Genomic DNA, 18,263 nt, shown 5'->3' with positions numbered 1-18,263 from the left:
CAAAAAATCATGAGCGATACAATTGAAAAAGACATACTGAGAGGAGGTCAATTTTTGGTCAAGGAGACCAAATGTGAAGACGTATTCACCCTTGAAGACCTTGATGAAGAACAAAAAATGATGCGCGAAAGCACAAAGGAATTCGTAGACCGAGAACTTTGGGCACATTGGGAACGATTTGAGAAAAAAGACTACGCCTACACCGAAGAATGTATGAAAAAAGCAGGCGAACTCGGTCTTTTGAGCGTAGCTGTTCCTGAATCTTACGGTGGAATGGGAATGGGTTTTGTTTCCACCATGTTGGTTTGCGATTACATTTCTGGGGCAACAGGTTCTTTTAGTACCGCCTTTGGTGCTCACACAGGAATCGGTACCATGCCAATCACCTTATACGGAACTGAAGAGCAAAAACAAAAGTATGTCCCTAAATTGGCTACTGGTGAATGGTTCGGCGCCTATTGTTTGACTGAACCTGGAGCAGGTTCTGATGCCAATTCAGGGAAAACAAAAGCTGTTTTGTCCGAAGATGGAACATACTACAGCATCTCTGGACAGAAAATGTGGATTTCCAATGCTGGATTCTGCAATATGTTCATCGTTTTCGCTAGAATCGAGGACGACAAGAACATCACAGGTTTCATTGTGGAAAACGACCCTGAAAATGGGATTTCTTTAGGTGATGAAGAAAAGAAATTAGGAATTCACTCCTCTTCTACCCGTCAAGTATTCTTCAACGAGACCAAAGTTCCAGTTGAAAATATGCTTTCCGAAAGAGGAAACGGATTCAAAATTGCGATGAATGCTTTGAACATTGGTCGTATAAAATTGGCCGCAGCCTGTTTGGAGGCACAACGTCGTATTGTGAACGAAGCCACCAAATATGCCAACGAGCGTATCCAGTTTAAAACTCCTATCATGAATTTTGGTGCCATTAAGGCCAAAATTGCTGATATGGCTACCAATGCCTATGTTGATGAAGCCGCATGTTACCGTGCAGCGAAAAACATCGAAGATAGAATCGCCATTCGCGAAGCAAGTGGAAACTCACACCAAGAAGCAGAACTTAAAGGCGTGGAAGAATACGCCATCGAGTGTTCCATTTTGAAAGTGGCTGTTTCCGAACACGTACAGCATACTACCGATGAAGGAATTCAGGTATTCGGCGGAATGGGCTTTAGCGCCGATACCCCAATGGAATCTGCATGGAGAGATGCCCGTATTTCCCGAATTTATGAAGGAACCAACGAAATTAACCGTATGCTTTCCGTAGGGATGTTGGTAAAAAAGGCCATGAAAGGACATGTTGACCTTTTAGGACCTGCAACTGCAGTTGGAGAAGAATTGATGGGAATTCCATCCTTTGAAACTCCTGATTTTTCGGAATTATTCGCTGAAGAAAAAGATTTGGTGGCCCGATTGAAGAAAGTATTCTTGATGGTGGCTGGTAGTGCCGTTCAAAAATTTGGACCAGATTTGGAAAAACACCAAATGTTGTTGATGGCCGCTTCCGATATCTTGATTCAAGTTTATATGGCCGAATCTGCCATTTTACGAACTGAGAAAAACGCAAAACGTTTTGGTGAAGACAGTCAAGCTGCACAAATAGCCATGTCCAAATTATACTTGTACAGAGCTGTGGACATCATCCAACAAAAAGCCAAGGAAGGTATTGTTTCCTTTGCTGAAGGTGATGAACAACGTATGATGTTGATGGGCTTGAAACGCTTCACCAAATACACAAACCAACCCAATGTAGTGGCACTTCGTACGCAAATTGCGGATAAAGTAGCTGCTGATAACGGGTATACCTTTGACTAATTCAGATATCTTCTGGGTGAAAAACCCAAGTGGATTTGAAAAACGCTCCTAATAGGAGCGTTTTTTTATCCAATGGATTCTAAAATCATTTCGTCTCTTTTCTTTCCCGAGAAGTTGATGGCACATTCAATCAATGCCAAATGCGAATACGCCTGCGGGAAATTCCCCAACAATCGCTTCGTTTTAAAATCGATATCCTCACTGAACAACCCTAAATGGTTGCTGTAGCTGAGCAATTTTTCAAACTGTTCCAAGGCTTTTTCCTCTTCCCCAATCTTATACAAAGCATTAATGAACCAAAAAGTACAAATGGTAAACGATGAAGACGGAAGTCCAAAATCATCTTCATTTTTATAACGGTACAACAGCCCATCATTGCTCAATTCATTCTCAATCGCTTTGACCGTGTTTACATATTTAGGGTCACGTGGGTGAATAAAGCCATAAGGCTCCATCAATAAAACTGAGGCATCCAAATGGCGCGAACCATAGGATTGCACGAATGCATTGATATCGCTGTTCCAAGCATTGGTATGAATGTCTTCTTTAATTTCCTGCTCAAGAGCTGTCCATTTTTCGAGCTTGCGGGTCTTGCCAAACATTTTAGCCACTTTTATAGCCCTATCCAAAGCTACCCAGCACAATACTTTTGAAAAGGTGAAATGCCTGTCTTCACCTCTAAATTCCCAAATTCCCTTGTCTGGTTCCCTCCAGTGTTTCCCCACAATCCAAACAATACCTTTGGTAATGTTCCAGAGCTCTTCCACATTTTCAATATCATTGCTAAAAAGTCTTAATTGCTCGTAAATCACATCCATCAAAATGCCATAAATATCATTTTGCTTTTGCATATAAGCAGCATTTCCCACCCTCACAGGTTTGGAACCTTTGTAACCCTCCAAATGGTCCAACGAAATCTCTGTGAGCTTCTTTTCCCTGTTTATGCCATACATAATTTGGAGTTTCTCATCCTTATCTGGCATCAAATCAATAATGAATTGTAGGTATCTCTTGGCCGAATTCTTGTGCCCAAGTTCAGACACGACCTTGATCACCATGGAAGCATCACGAATCCAACAAAAACGATAATCCCAGTTTCTCACCTCTCCTATGGTTTCAGGAAGGGAAGTAGTAGCTGCTGCCAAAACCGCCCCTGTTTTATCGTAAGTCAACATTTTTAGGGTTATCGCACTCCTAATAATTTGTTTGTTGAATTTTTTATAGGTTGGCGTTTTGTCGACCCAATCCATCCAATACACTTTGGTACGTTCCAGTTCCAACAACGCTTTCTGGGTAGACGGTTTTAATATTTTTTCGTTGTAGCAAATCAAAAAATAACCATCTTCCTTTAAGGTTATGGCATTACTGTCCAAAACCCCCTCCTTGTCAAATGAGGTGTATAAAAAGAGGGTGTCGTATTTTTGTTCGTGGGTAAGGCTTGCAATAAAATCCTTTTTTACATAGTGATTGGTCTCACCTACCGCATACTCCAACTTTGGGTCGTACTTAAATTGCACTTTAGGGCTTCCAGAAATATATTTTATATATCGGATAATTTCTGGTGGTGCCAAGTACTTCCCATTCATTTTATGGTGTCGAGGCATAAAATCATGCACCTCGAACACATTGTCACCCTCCGTGAATGTTGTCACCAAAATAGCGGTGTGTTCAAAATATTCCTGATCTATGGTATAATCCCCAATAGGCATGATTTCAAAACTACCTCCTTTTTTTTCATCGAGTAGTTTGGCAAAAACCGAGGTTGAGTCAAATTCGGGCAGGCAACACCAGTCCAAAGAACCTTCTTTGGAAATCAATGCCGCACTCCGACAGTTGCCAATAATTCCATAATTCAAGTTGTCCATAGTTCAAATATTCTCAAAAGGGTTAAAAGGAATTGGTTTTGCGGCTGAATTTCCCGATTTTTAAGGAAACAAAAAATTAAAATCTGCCAAAAATCATCCTTTTATGGGTAAAACTATCATAATCTCAAATCGATTACCAGTTCAGTTACAAATTAGCAATGGAACCATTACTGCAACCCCCAGTGTTGGCGGATTGGCAACAGGGATGAAATCCGTTCACAGTGGCAGTGAAAGCCTTTGGATTGGTTGGTCGGGATTAACCGATGAGGAAACCCCGCCCGAATTGGAAGATGATATCGACAAGGCATTGGCCGAACAAGGCTGTGCAAAAGTGAACCTAAATGCTCAAGAAATTGACGGTTTTTATTTTGGTTTCAGTAACCGAACTGTATGGCCGTTGTTCCATTACTTTTTAGAATATTCGGAGTTTGAATTGGATTTTTGGGAGACCTACAAATCCGTGAATCAAAAATTTGCTGATGCCATTATTGAGCAATCGGATGAGGACGATACCATTTGGGTGCACGATTACCAGTTAATGTTGGTGCCACAAATGGTGCGCGAGAAACGACCGAATACGACCATTGGCTTCTTTTTACATATTCCATTTCCATCTTATGAGATTTTCAGAACCTTGCCTTGGCGTAAAGAAGTTTTGGAAGGCCTTTTGGGTTCTGACTTGATTGGATTCCACACCTACGATTACGAAAGACACTTTTTAAGTTCCGTGAGAAGGCTTTTAGGATTGGATGTGAGTTTTAATGATGTCTATTTGGACAATCGGGTGATTAAAGTGGACTCGTTCCCAATGGGAATCGATTATAAAAAATTCAAGGACGCAGCCATAATGCACGATTCCAAGAAATCGAAAGAGCGCAGTGATCTACAAATGCGATTGGACAACCACAAAGCTTCCGCACCCGACACCAAACTCATTCTTTCCATAGATCGTTTGGATTACAGTAAAGGAATTGCAAAACGCCTGAATGCCTTTGAGTATTTTCTAAAGAAATATCCCGAGTTCAAAGAAAAAGTACGACTGATAATTTTAGCGGTTCCCTCCCGCTCCAATGTTCCCCAATATCAATTGTTGAAAAAAGAAATTGATGAACTGGTGGGTAGGATAAACGGAGAATTATCCACCGTAAACTGGACGCCAATTTGGTATTTTTATCGTTCGCTACCGTTTGAAAGTTTGATAGACCTGTATACTTCGAGCGATATTGCTTGGTTGACCCCTTTACGTGATGGAATGAACTTGGTTGCCAAGGAATATATTGCCACCAGAACAGATCAAACAGGAGTTTTGATTTTAAGTGAAATGGCAGGTTCTGCCTACGAGATGAATGAAGCTCTATTGATCAACCCAAACAATTTTGAAGAGCAAGCAGACACTTTAAAACAGGCCTTTTACATGCCTGTGGAGGAGCAAATTTCACGTAATTCTTTCCTCCAAAAACGATTAGAACGTTATAATGTAGAGGTTTGGGCCAATGAATTTATGAATGCGCTTAATGAAAAAAGAGATATTGGAAAGGCCTTCATTTCAGAAAAAATGTCGGATAAAATCCTTTCTGATATTCAAGATAGCTACGTGAGTGCTAAAAAACGACTATTATTCTTGGACTACGATGGTACTTTGGCAGGATTTCACAAAGACCCTCAAAAGGCATCACCTGATGATGATCTTTACGAGCTTTTGGATGAATTAAGTGGACAAGAAAACACGACCTTGTTCTTGATCAGCGGCAGGGACAAACAGACTTTTGGTCGTTGGTTCCTTCCCAAAAAATATAACATGATCGTGGAACATGGGGTTTGGATTTCTAAAGAAGGCCACGATTTTAAAATGTTGGAACAAGTGAAAGGCGAATGGATGGAAAAAATTAGACCTGTTTTGGAATCATTCGTAGACCGTACCCCTGGTTCCTTTATAGAAGAGAAGAATTATTCTTTAGCATGGCATTACAGAAATACTGATCCAGATTTTGGGGAAAAACGTGCTACAGAACTCAATACCGTTCTGCGTAGTCTTATCGGGAACGACGATATTAGTGTACTCAACGGGAATAAGGTAATGGAAGTAAAAAACAGTAACGTAAACAAAGGACGTGCTGCCCTACGAATGCTCGGAGAAGATGATTACGACTTTGTATTTGCCATTGGAGACGATTGGACAGATGAATTTATGTTCCAAGACCTGCCTAATTCGGCCGTTACGGTAAAAGTGGGATTACAGAAAACACAGGCGAAATACCATGTGGAAAGCACCAAAAAAGTAAGGGAATTATTAAAAAGGTTTATTTGACCATGAAACTGAGGATTTGTCTTTGTATAAGTGTGATTTTCTGTGTGACTGTGAAAGCGCAGTCGAACACCGAGGTCTATCTTTTTGATTTGGTCCTACAAAATGACAAACCACTCTTGACCAATCCCAAAAACATTTCCAATAATGATGGGTACGATAATCAACCATCATTTTGGGATGACGATACCGTACTATTTGCAGCTACGCGTCAAGATCAGACCGATATTTTACAGTTCAACATAGAAAAAGGCAGTACTACACAATGGTTGACCAATACCCCGACGGGCAGCGAATATTCCCCATTAAAAATACCAGGCAAAAATGCTTTTTCAGCAATTCGATTGGATTTGGATGGCCTTCAACGTCTTTACGAATATGATTTAAAAGGAGAATCAAGCCCTATTTCAGATTTAAAAATAGGCTATCATGTCTGGTTTGACAAAAACACCTTGGTGGCAACGGTTTTGGTCGAAAATAGAATGGATCTTGTTATAATTAACCTTTCAGATAGCACACATTCCACAGTAGCTCGAAATGTTGGCCGTTCACTCCATAAAATTCCTAGCATCAAGCAGGTGAGTTTTATTGACAAGAGCAAAAAAGATTGGGCAATCAATGCTTTGGATGTGGAGTTGAAAACTATTACAAAACTGGCTAGTACATACCAAAAAGAAGAGGATATCTGCTGGTTGGGTCCAAACCTTTTAATTACAGGGCACAATAATTCTTTGTTAACCCTTGACTTAAGCAAAGAGGAGGATTGGAAAACCAATATTTCCTTTGAGCAGAGTGAAATCAACAATATTTCACGTATCGCAATCAACCCCTCAAAAACACGATTGGCATTTGTTGCTGAAGAATCACCAACTGCCATTGTTCAAAAACAGGTCGAAGCTTTCAACAACCGAAACCTAGATGCTTTCGTAGCGCGGTTCTCCGATAATGTTTCAGTCCAGCGATTCCCAGACAACAGTATGTATCAAGGCAAGGACAACATGTTAGAGAACTACGAGCGTTTTTTTTTAAATACCAAAAGCTCCAAAGTCGAAGTGGTACAACGAATTGCCTTGGGGAATACGGTGATCGACGAGGAAAAAACTTGGGTAGACGGCCGAGAGGGACATCAAGTGGCCATCTACAAAATCAACAATGGTCAAATCACCTCAATGACCTTTATTTTTCCTGAGGAATCCCTTTCTGATGCCGAAGCTGTGGTGAAAGACCAACTTAAAGCCTATAATTCAAGGGATATTGATAGCTTTTTGGAAACCTATGCGAACAATGTGCAGCTTCTTAATTTCCCAAACAAACTCTTTGCTTCAGGCAAAAAAAGTATGAGAGCGCAATACGGAGGCTTTTTTGATAGTACTCCAGACTTACATGGTGAAATAAAAAACAGAATAGTCATCGGCAATAAAGTGATTGACGAAGAATACATTACTGTCAATGGAAACCATATAAGTGCCGTCGCCATATATGAGGTGGATAATGGTAAAATTGCCAAAGTCACCTTTATTGATTAGGCTTTTGAAAATTGGTCGGTCACAATTGGAGGTTAAGCGACCTTTTTACTAATTTCAAGCCTTTAAACTTTCAAAGAAAACCAACTCAACTTATCATGAAGCATTACTTCACTTTACTATTTGCATTTTTCTGCCTATCGCTATTAAAAGCGCAAACCGATACTCGAATTTATGACATCATCAACTCCGTTTCCGAGGAACGTATTGAAAGTGATGTAACTACTCTAGTGAATTTTGGAACAAGACACACTTTATCCGATACTGTCTCCCAAACCCGAGGTATTGGCGCCGCAAGAAGATGGATCAAATCGGAATTTGAAAAAATTTCTTCTGAATGCAGCAACTGTTTGGAGGTCTTTTACCAAAGTAATTTGATTAAAAAAGGAGACAATGCCCGAATCGTAAAGGATGTGGACATTGTTAACGTAGTGGCCATAAAAAGAGGATCCAAATTTCCAAACCGCTTTATTATAATGAGCGGTGATATTGATTCGAGAGTTAGCGACCCGACCAATTACACTTCCGATTCCCCAGGGGCCAATGACAATGCGAGTGGAATGGCAGGTACTATTGAAGCTGCAAGGGCACTTTCCAAATACACCTTTGAAAGCAGCATCATCTTTGTTGGCTTGTCTGGTGAAGAGCAAGGACTATACGGTGGAAAAGGTTTGGCCGCATATGCAAAAGAAAAGGGTTGGGATATTGTAGGCATCCTAAACAACGATATGATTGGAAACATCACGGGGGTTGATGGTGTGGTGAGCAACAGGGATTTCAGAATTTTCTCTGAACCAGTTCCGCCCACTGAAACCGAAGATCAACGCAGAGCGCGTCGTTTTTATGGTGGTGAAGTTGATGGGATTTCCCGTCAATTAGCGCGTTATGTGTACAAAACCACAAAGACCTATATGCCCGAAATGAATCCTATGATGATCTATCGCTTGGATAGATTTGGACGTGGCGGACACCATAGACCTTTTAACGATGCTGGTTTTGCTGGTATCCGAATTATGGAAGCGCACGAAAATTATACGCAACAGCACCAAGATATCCGAGTAGAAGATGGCATTGCATACGGTGATAAATTGGAGCACGTAAACTTTGGTTATGCCGCAAAATTGACGGCAGTTAACTCCATTAACTTGGCTTCAATCGCATGGGCTCCAGCAGCTCCAGAAACCGTTGAGATTGGCGGAATTGTAGAACCTAATGCCAAACTTAGATGGAGCAAGGTGGATGGTGCCGTTGGCTACAAAATCTATTGGAGAGACACCACTTCCCCAACTTGGGACAATTTTAGATATGTTGGCGATGTAACCGAACATACATTGGAAGGCATCGTAATCGATAATTTCTTCTTTGGCATTGCCGCTGTTGGTAAAGACGGTCACGAAAGCCCAGTGGTTTTCCCAAACAAAGTTTTTAGATAATTTCAATTATGAAAAGAGTTTTATTAATTGCAGCCCTTATGATAGGGGCTTGGGGAGTTAATGCCCAAAATTTTACGCGACAAGACAGCTTGCGGGGAAGCATTACCCCTGAGCGTGAATGGTGGAATTTGAACTATTACCACCTCGATGTAAAAGTGGAACCCTCCAAAAAATTCATTTCAGGTTCAAACTTGGTAAGATACAAGGTGTTGAAAGAAGCCAAAACACTTCAAATAGACCTCCAAGAGCCCATGAAAATTGAGTCCATCACCCAAGATGGCAAAAAATTGAAGTTTAATTCGGAGGGCAATGCGCATTTCATCAAACTGAAGAAAAAACAGGTACCTGGAGATTTCAACGAGCTTAAAATCACCTATTCTGGTAATCCACAAGAAGCTAAAAATGCCCCCTGGGATGGCGGTTTTTCTTGGGATACCGATGAAAATGGAAATCCTTTTGTAGCGACTTCTTGTCAAGGATTGGGAGCTAGTGTGTTCTGGCCCAACAAAGACCATATGTACGACGAGGTGGATAGTATGCGCATTAGTGTGACGGTTCCCAAAGACCTTATGGATGTTTCCAATGGACAATTGGAGAGTGTAGAGGACAAAGGAGATTTTAAAACCTTTAATTGGGTAGTAAAAAATCCCATCAACAATTATGGCGTCAACATAAATATTGGAAACTACGTTCATTTTGGTGAAACTTATGATGGTGAAAAAGGGCCTTTAAAAGTTGATTATTATGTTCTGCCTGAAAACTTGGAAAAGGCGAAAAAGCAATTTGCCCAAACTTCCATGATGTTGCGTGCTTTTGAACATTGGTTTGGCCCCTATCCTTTTTATGAGGATGGTTTTAAATTGGTGGAAGTGCCTTATTTAGGCATGGAGCATCAAAGTTCCGTTACCTATGGCAACAAATACCAAAATGGGTATTTAGGTCGCGATTTATCTAAAACAGGCTGGGGGCTGCAATTTGATTTTATCATTATTCACGAAGCAGGTCACGAATGGTTCGCCAACAACATAACCTACAAAGACATTGCGGATATGTGGGTACATGAAGGCTTTACGGCCTATTCGGAAAACTTGTACCTGGATTATCATTATGGCACCAATGCATCCGCGGAATATGTGATTGGCACCAGAGACAATATCCGAAATGACAGCCCTATTATTGGACCTTATGGCGTGAATAAAAGCGGTTCTGGAGATATGTATTACAAGGGAGCCAATATGTTGCACACCTTACGCCAATTAATTGAGGATGATGAGCTTTGGCGACAAATACTACGAGGACTGAACAAAGATTTTTACCATCAAACAGTCACAACACAACAAATTGAAGACTATATCAGTGAGAAATCTGGCAAAGATTTATCCGCATTCTTTAATCAATACCTGCGCTCTACCCTAATTCCAACTTTGGAATATAAAATGGATGGCGAAAATATGACTTACCGTTATGTTGATGTGGTCGAAGATTTTGATATGCCTATTCGCGTATTCGTAGATGGTTCTGAAAAATGGTTGTTCCCTAATTCAGAATGGAAAACAGAAAAATTGGAGGGTAGCAATTTGATCTTTGATAAGAATTTCTACATTGAAACCAACAAGATGTAATCTCTTAAACCTCCATAAAACAAAAAAGGCTCCGCAATTGCGGAGCCTTTTTTTTGTTGTTATTTCAGCTTATTAATTAAACTGTACCTGAGTCATTGCGAATGGGCTAGCCCCTTCGCCTTCGGCTTTATACGTTAAGTACAATTCAGGTTGAACACCATCGGTCTTCTTAATTGGAATTACGATAGCTCCACCTTGACCTCTAAGTCCATTTGGATTCAGTTTTCCTGTTCCCAAAACTTCACCATCTGGAGATCCAGACCTCAACTCCATAGTGTAACCGATCGCTGGCGGCGATTGCCAGGCAACTATGGCCATTAATCTGCTAACACCAGTCAAGTCAGTATTCTCAATTTTCAACCATCCATTCGCAGCATTCAAAAGTTGTAACTGCATACCACCGAAAGTCATGGCCTGCATTCCTTCTGTTGGTGTACCATCAGGGAACGACATGCTGTTACTTGGCAATACTACGGTTTCAGAACCTGTCAATGGCAATGCCTCTCCAGTTCCTTCATCAGTATAACTAGCGGTCAACAAGAACACTTCTCCATTCTCCTTCGCCTCAGGAGTTACTGAGCCAGACATAGGGAGTGACGGCGCTCTATTTCCTCCTGTCAAGGATTGGATATATTGCGTGATCTGTCTAGCTTCCATTTGGGTTACATTCGGGTGCGCTGGCATAACCACTTCACCCCAAACACCAGAACCACCAGCAATAATTTTTGCCATTAGGTAATTGGTAGAACGACGGTCTCCCTTGTATTTCTCGGATACCGCATAATAATTTGGTCCGATGGAAGCTTCTTTTTCTTTGTGACAGGATTTACAATCTAAACTTTGGGTCAAAGCTTTACCCATAACAGCACCTGAAACTTGTTGGTGTCCCAAACTCTGGTTCACCTCATCCATTCCTGAACGATATTCAACAGAAATATAAACATTGTCTTCATTTACCTCACTATCGGCATCTGTTACGGAAACTTTATAGTTGATAGGTTGTCCTGGAATATAGAATGAAGAATTGGTTTGTCCCATTTCAATGTTAACCACAGGTCTTTCATTTCCTGCAACAATTGTTTGATCGATACTGGTCACTTCTTCACCTGCTGGGTCCTTAACAGTAACATTCAATTTGTAAGCCCCTGCTTTATCATAAGTATAGGTCAAGGTAGGTTCGGAAGTTTCTTGTGTTGTTCCATCACCTAGATCCCAAACATAGCTCATGCTATCCCCTTCTCTATCATGACTTTCAACAGTAGCTGTAACACTTAATGGCAATGAACCAGAGTTTGCATCTACTGTAAAGCTATCAATTACTGGTGGACGGTTGCCTCCATTGTATTCAATATAAGCCAAACCACTATCTGGGTTTGCAGAGAACCAACCGCTACCGTATTCCAATAGGTAAACGCGTCCATCAGGACTCATTTCCATATCTATCAAGTTGTGCAACTCAACCTCAGGAGCAAAAGGCTCCATTTTGTTGAAAGTGCCATCTTCGAACAAATGAACGGCCATCATCCAGCCTCTCATCCAGTCATAGATAATCACTTTTCCATCATAGTAGGATGGCAATCCACCTCCATTAGAGTACATATCTGACCAATACGTAGGTCCTGCCATGGCATTTCTACTTCCAGCTCCAACTTGTGGGAAATCCTGAATATCACCGTAGTGGTAATACACATAAGCGGGCTGCGCTGGAGGTAATTCCGTTAGACCTGTGTTGTTCTTGGAATCGTTGATAGGTTTTTCTGGATTGAAAGCCCTACCTGATTCACCAGTTTCATAGTCATATTTGTGGTATGCAAAGTTATCACCAATGAACATAGGCCAACCAAAGTTACCTGGTCCTCTAGCTTGGTTCATCTCGTCGTACCCTTGAGGTCCTCTGGTTGCCAAACTGTCCACTCTCGCGTCAGGTCCAACATCACCCCAGTACAAATAACCTCTTTTCATATCCACAGAAATTCTGTAAGGATTACGGTGGCCCATAGTGTAGATTTCAGGACGCGTTTTTTCGGTACCAACTGGGAAAAGGTTCCCCTCTGGAATATCGTAGCTTCCGTCCTCGTTTACCTTAATTCTTAGGATTTTACCTCTAAGGTCGTTAGTATTTCCTGAAGTACGTCTAGCATCGAAATTCTCTTTGCCAGGCATATCGTTCAATGGTGCATACCCATTGTTCACATACTTTACATCGCTATCGTTGAACGGAGTTGAGTTATCCCCTGTAGACAAATATAAAAGTCCGTCAGGTCCGAATGTGATGGAACCTCCCGTATGACAGCAGATTTCACGCTGGCTATCCAATTCAAGGATAACTTGTTCGGTGGTCATATCAAAATTCCCATCTGTGTATTTAAAACGGGAAAGTCTATTCACCCATTTATCGCCAGTTGGGGCATAGTACAGATAAATCCAGTTGTTTTCACTAAAATTAGGGTCTTTTTGAAGTCCCATCAACCCTTGCTCGGCATTTACACCAGGAGTTTCCAAGGTTTTGTGATACACATCCAAAAAGGCAACTTGGCTAATTTCTTTGGTTTCATCAGAATACAACATCACCTCACCTCTACGTTGTGCAATCAGTACATCGTTGTTTGGAAGTACCGTCATCTCGGTAGGCTCAAAGAATTGACCTGTTGATAAAACTACCTTACTAAAACGGTCAGCTTCTGGTGGAATTTGAGACTTCGCTTTAGCGTAATCCAATTCCAAGTTCTTGCCAATAGCGTAGTTGATTCCTCCTAATACATGTTTTAAAAACAATTCTTCAGAATAACTTTCATCGGTATGTCCTGCAGCCGTATAAAAAGCGCGACCACCATCAAAATCGTGGTACCATGCCATTGGATGGTTCTCACCATTCTCACCACCTTCGTATGTTGACTCATCTACAGTTACCAATACATTTATACCATCATAAATGTTCTTGTAATTGTACAGTTCGTCGGTACGATGCCAAACGGTTTCAGTAAAAAATTCGGTAGATGGATGGTTTTTATCTTTAATGATAAAATCCGCTTCGGGAGTTCCCGCTGGGTGACTCAAAAATTGAGCTCCAGCCAGTTTGTTGTACCATCCCCAGTCGTACTCCGTATCGGCTGCGGCGTGAATTCCAACATAACCTCCACCAGCTTGAATGTAGCGCTCAAATGCCGCTTCTTCCTTAGCATTTAGTACATTTCCTGTGGTACTCAAAAACACCACTGCTGAATACTGCGCCAAATTTTCATCGGTAAACAGTTCTCCATTGGTGGTGGTGTCGATCACAAAATTGTTTTCCTGGCCCAATTTTTCCAGAGCCGCAATTCCTGCTGGTATAGAAGCATGTTTAAACGCCATTGTCTTAGAAAAGACCAAAAGCTTTGGAGGCCCTTGACGCTTATTCTCACACCCAACAAGAACAAATAGTAGACATAAAGCCCCTAAGATGTAATTTCTCATGTGCATTAAAATAGTTTGTAAAGTCTTAAATTTTGGTTTTAAATTTTACAGAATAGTTAATTGTGCGGTAATATAATTACTATTTTGTTGAAATCGGTCCTCTATTGTCTCAAAATGAAAAAATAACCCTGTGAATTACATAAAATGGCATCCAAACAACATTTAGGTCATTATTTTTCAAGCCATTATTAAAAACCAAAAAATTACTTTCCGTATTTTCTGTGATAAATAAAAGCAGCTATTCCTCCAAGGAAGGCAAAGGCGCTCAACATCCAAAACACATGTTGATGACCAATTTCTTCACCTGGATGGGCATCCAATAACATACCATATGCAGGTCCCGCAAATACATCAGGGGTATATCCAATTAAAGAAATAAGTCCAACGGCAGTACCAGTCAAGGTCAATGGGATTTTACCGACCTGCATCACACCAAAATAAAGGGCCCTCGTAGCATATACTCCTGCCGCAATGACCACAACTGACATAAAAAACAAAATAGTGGTAGTCGGAGCTATAATTCCACTGGCAAAAAGTAGCCCTCCAATCAATGTCAAAACGAAAGCCACGACCAAAAGCCAAGTAATCTTTAATCTGTCGGCAATCAATCCAAAAAGAATGCCTGTTGTAGGCCTTAGAAATTGAAGTAAGGTTCCCACTTTTGCGGCATCCACTTGATTATACAGCATTACTTCTTCTGCATATTGCGAAATAATATCGGTGATTTTATAGCCTACGTATCCACAAAGGATTATCACCATCAACAACCAAACCGAGGGTGATTTCAAAACCTCTTTCATTTCTTTCCAAGAGATGCGCTCCAATGTTGTTGAATCAGATTCATCATTGGTTTTCATAAAAAGCCAAACCAAAACTCCAATCAAAATAATGATGATGGATGAAGAATAAAGGACATAGGTAAATGCCTCTTTCCTGTCTTCAAGACTGGCAATTTCTGGCGATTCATGCAAAAAGAACGAAAATACAACTACTCCCAATAGGCTAAAAAGAAATCCTGTAAGTCCACGTCCGCCATCCAAAAAACCAAAAGCTTTTCCTTGAGAATCGGCACCACCCCAAATTCGGGTCGCCTTGATCATAGGCGCCCAAAACAGAAAAATTGTAGTGAAGCCCCACCAACCATACAATATTTGCAGGGTGATCAAATCAGGGTATTGCGCAAACAAAAAACCACCCAAAGCTGTCATCCATAAAGCAATGGCAATCAATTTTCGAGGAGGGTATTTGTCTGCCAAAGGTCCCCCGATCACATAAGAAACCATGGCCACCAATCCGTATACCGAAAAACAAAGCCCGAGCTGCACATTATCCAACTCCAAAACATCGAGCACCGTAGGTCTAAAAACACGAGGTAAAACAAAAGGTAGAATAAAAATGGCCTCACCTGAAAGAATCAACAACAGTAAATAGACCCAACTAAGTTTGGTAGCTTTCAAAGAATTGGTTTTTGCTAAAAATCTTCAAAAAAGAGGAGAAACCCAAAAAGCACCCAAATAAAATTTCAGGTATCTTTAATGCTTCATAAACAACCCTCGATGAACCGACTTCTATTTTTATCCCTATTTCTTCTCATTTTGAGTGGTAAATCGGAACCCTCAACAACTTATGACCTTGCCATTACCAACGCCAATATAATTGACCTTGAAAACGGAAGTGTTGCTGTAAAGAACATCTACATATCCAAAGGAAAAATTGAAGCCGTAGATAGCAATATTTTTAAAGCCGATTCCACAATAGATGCGACTGGAAAATACGTATTGCCTGGGTTTTGGGACAATCACATTCACTTGCGGGGTGGCGACACTTTAATTCCCAACAATAAGAATTTCTTGAAATTGTTCATTGCCAATGGTATTACCACCGTTCGGGATGCTGGCGGAGACCTCACCAAGGAGGTAATGGATTGGAAAAGTCAAATTGCGGATGAAAAATTGGTTGGACCGACCATTTTCACCGCAGGACCTAAGATTGATGGTCCAAATGGTAGCTGGGCAGGCTCCCTTGAGGTTGAAAACGAGGCGGATGTGATAAAAGCTGTGGACTCATTGCAAGCCTTGAAAGTGGATTTCGTCAAGATTTATGACAGTAGAATTTCTCCTAAAAACTATATCAAATCAATTGAAGAAGCCAAAAAACGTGGATTTACCGTTTCTGGCCACATGCCCTTTACAGTTACGTTGGATGAAACCATAAATGCTGGAATGGATGGTATTGAACACCTATATTATATAATGAAAGGGTGCGCCAGTAACGAAAAAGAGGTGACGGACAAAATGAACAATGGTGAAATGGGATTTTGGGGTGCCATGCCCGAATTAATGTCTGGCTACTCCGAAAGCACGGCGAACGCCACTTTTACCAAATTAAAAGAGCATAATGTTTTTGTGGTGCCCACACTTCACATTGGAGAGACCTTGAGTTATTTGGATGAAATGGATCACAGTACCGATGAATACCTTAAATATATGGGCAGTGGGTTGATTCAGACTTATCAAGGTAGGATTAGATCAGCCTTAAATTCATCCGAAGAGGCACGTACAAACCGCAAACAATTGGATGCGTTTTTTGGTGAATTGGCCAAGTCGCTCGACAGTGCAGGCGTGCAATTGTTGGCTGGATCGGATAGCGGTGCATTCAACTCCTACACTTACCCTGGTATTTCGTTGCACAAAGAATTGCAAGCCATGGTAGAAAATGGTATTTCGCCCTTAAATGCACTTAGAACTTCTACCGTAAATGGGGCTAAATTTCTTGGACAAACTGACGGTTATGGAAATATTTCCAAAGGAAAAGTGTCCGATTTGGTGATTTTGGAGGCCAATCCGCTTGAAAACATTGAAAACACCGAAAAGATATTTAAGGTCATCAAGGGAACCCAAGTATTTTCCAAAAAACAACTACAAGAATTATTGAACAACGCCATTCTTGAATAATGCATCTCAATATGAAACCAAAATATTACCTCCTTTTCATCCTAGCGCTAGGTTTAAATAGTTTACAAGCACAAACCTTACTCATTCCTGATCGTGTTTTTGATGGGGTAGAAATGAATAAAGATTGGGTGGTTGCCGTGGACCAAAATCGTATCACTTATGCTGGTCCAGTGAACGGTTTAAAAAAAGCCAATACTTACACAAAACAAGAGTTAACAGGCATGACACTTATGCCTGGAATCATTGAAGGGCATTCCCATTTATTGTTGCATCCCTACAATGAAACCGAGTGGAACGATCAAGTCTTAAAGGAGTCCCCTACCGAAAGAGCAGTTCGAGGGGTGGTTCATGCCAAAAACTCTTTAATGGCTGGAGTCACTGCTATGCGCGATTTGGGTTCCGAAGGCGCTGGATATACCGATGTGTACCTTAAAAAGACCATTGATAACGGCATAATTCCTGGGCCAAGAACCTTAATGGCGGGGCCAGCCATAGTTGCCACTGGTGCCTATGGCCCTAAAGGATTTCACGATGGGGTTACGGTGCCCTTGGGTGCTGTTCCTGTAACGGGAGTAGATGAAGCGATTAAAGAAGTTCGAACCCAAATGGGAAATGGTGCCAATCTTATTAAAATTTATGCCGATTACCGCTGGGGATCAGGTGAACCTTCCCGACCTACTTTTTTACAGGAAGAAATCAATGCTATGGTCGCCGCAGCAACCACCGCTGGACGCTACGTTGTGGCCCATGCCAGTACACCCGAAGGCATGCGACGCGCCATTTTGGGTGGAGTGGAAACTATCGAACATGGACATGAAGGCACTCTGGAAATCTTCAAGATGATGAAAGAAAATAATGTGGCCTTCTGCCCTACACTGGCTGCTGTTGAATCCATTTCGCAATATCAAGGTTGGCAAAAGGGAAAAGATCCTGATCCAAATCGTGTGGCCCAAAAAAAGAAATCTTTTAAACTGGCTTTGGAATCTGGAGTAGATATTGTTTTTGGAGGCGACGTTGGTGTTTTTACCCATGGAGAAAATTATCGGGAATTGGAATTGATGGTCGAGTACGGCATGGAACCCCTTAAAGCTTTGCAATCGGCAACTTCGTTAAATGCAAGAGTGCTACATTTTGAAGAATTAGGGATGATTCAAAATGGCTATTTGGCAGATATCATTGCTGTAGTTGGCAATCCTGTGCAGGACATTTCCAACATGAAAAATGTCAAATTTGTAATGAAAAATGGGGTTATTTATAAGAGTGAATAACTCAATTTTCAATTCCATTTCA

The 18,263-nt window shown here is 41.1% G+C and carries 10 protein-coding genes; 7 read left to right on the top strand and 3 right to left on the bottom strand.

Features of this window, described 5'->3' with window-relative positions; translation table 11 throughout:
- Nucleotides 1–9 precede the first annotated feature (9 nt).
- Complete coding sequence (locus BLQ18_RS10295; RefSeq protein ID WP_175443745.1) at nt 10–1,818, top strand: acyl-CoA dehydrogenase family protein; 1,809 nt, start codon at nt 10–12, stop codon at nt 1,816–1,818.
- Nucleotides 1,819–1,883: 65 nt separating this feature from the next.
- On the opposite strand, the gene BLQ18_RS10290 is transcribed toward BLQ18_RS10295, so the two are convergent.
- A complete protein-coding gene (locus tag BLQ18_RS10290; RefSeq protein WP_090295102.1) occupies nt 1,884–3,683 on the bottom strand; it encodes a glycoside hydrolase family 15 protein in 1,800 nt (599 codons plus the stop codon).
- 103 nt (nt 3,684–3,786) lie between these two features.
- On the opposite strand from BLQ18_RS10290, the gene BLQ18_RS10285 reads away from it, so the two are divergent.
- From BLQ18_RS10285 to BLQ18_RS10270, 4 genes are all read left to right on the top strand, one after another.
- On the top strand, nt 3,787–5,991 hold the full coding sequence (locus BLQ18_RS10285; protein ID WP_090295100.1) for a bifunctional alpha,alpha-trehalose-phosphate synthase (UDP-forming)/trehalose-phosphatase: 2,205 nt from the start codon (nt 3,787–3,789) through the stop codon (nt 5,989–5,991).
- Between the two features lie 2 nt (nt 5,992–5,993).
- Complete coding sequence (locus BLQ18_RS10280) at nt 5,994–7,514, top strand: nuclear transport factor 2 family protein (RefSeq protein WP_090295097.1); 1,521 nt, start codon at nt 5,994–5,996, stop codon at nt 7,512–7,514.
- A gap of 95 nt (nt 7,515–7,609) precedes the next feature.
- The gene (locus BLQ18_RS10275) at nt 7,610–8,944 is read left to right on the top strand and encodes a M28 family metallopeptidase (protein ID WP_090295094.1); all 1,335 of its coding nucleotides are present in this window, start codon (nt 7,610–7,612) and stop codon (nt 8,942–8,944) included.
- A gap of 8 nt (nt 8,945–8,952) precedes the next feature.
- On the top strand, nt 8,953–10,566 hold the full coding sequence (locus BLQ18_RS10270; protein WP_090295092.1) for a M1 family metallopeptidase: 1,614 nt from the start codon (nt 8,953–8,955) through the stop codon (nt 10,564–10,566).
- 72 nt (nt 10,567–10,638) lie between these two features.
- Here the strand turns inward: BLQ18_RS10270 and BLQ18_RS10265 are convergent, their stop codons facing one another.
- Entirely contained in the window at nt 10,639–14,019 is a 3,381-nt protein-coding gene (locus BLQ18_RS10265; RefSeq protein ID WP_090295089.1) for a ThuA domain-containing protein, read from the bottom strand.
- Between the two features lie 203 nt (nt 14,020–14,222).
- Nucleotides 14,223–15,476, bottom strand: a complete 1,254-nt coding sequence (locus BLQ18_RS10260; RefSeq protein WP_090295086.1) for an MFS transporter — start codon at nt 15,474–15,476, stop codon at nt 14,223–14,225.
- A gap of 99 nt (nt 15,477–15,575) precedes the next feature.
- On the opposite strand from BLQ18_RS10260, the gene BLQ18_RS10255 reads away from it, so the two are divergent.
- Nucleotides 15,576–16,973, top strand: a complete 1,398-nt coding sequence (locus BLQ18_RS10255; protein ID WP_090295085.1) for an amidohydrolase family protein — start codon at nt 15,576–15,578, stop codon at nt 16,971–16,973.
- Between the two features lie 11 nt (nt 16,974–16,984).
- A complete protein-coding gene (locus BLQ18_RS10250; protein ID WP_090297526.1) occupies nt 16,985–18,241 on the top strand; it encodes a metal-dependent hydrolase family protein in 1,257 nt (418 codons plus the stop codon).
- The last annotated feature ends 22 nt before the right edge of the window (nt 18,242–18,263 follow it).

The sequence above is a fragment of the Flagellimonas zhangzhouensis genome, assembly GCF_900102925.1.
GTDB classification, from domain to species: domain Bacteria; phylum Bacteroidota; class Bacteroidia; order Flavobacteriales; family Flavobacteriaceae; genus Flagellimonas; species Flagellimonas zhangzhouensis.
This window is presented reverse-complemented; position numbering and strand designations above follow the sequence as displayed.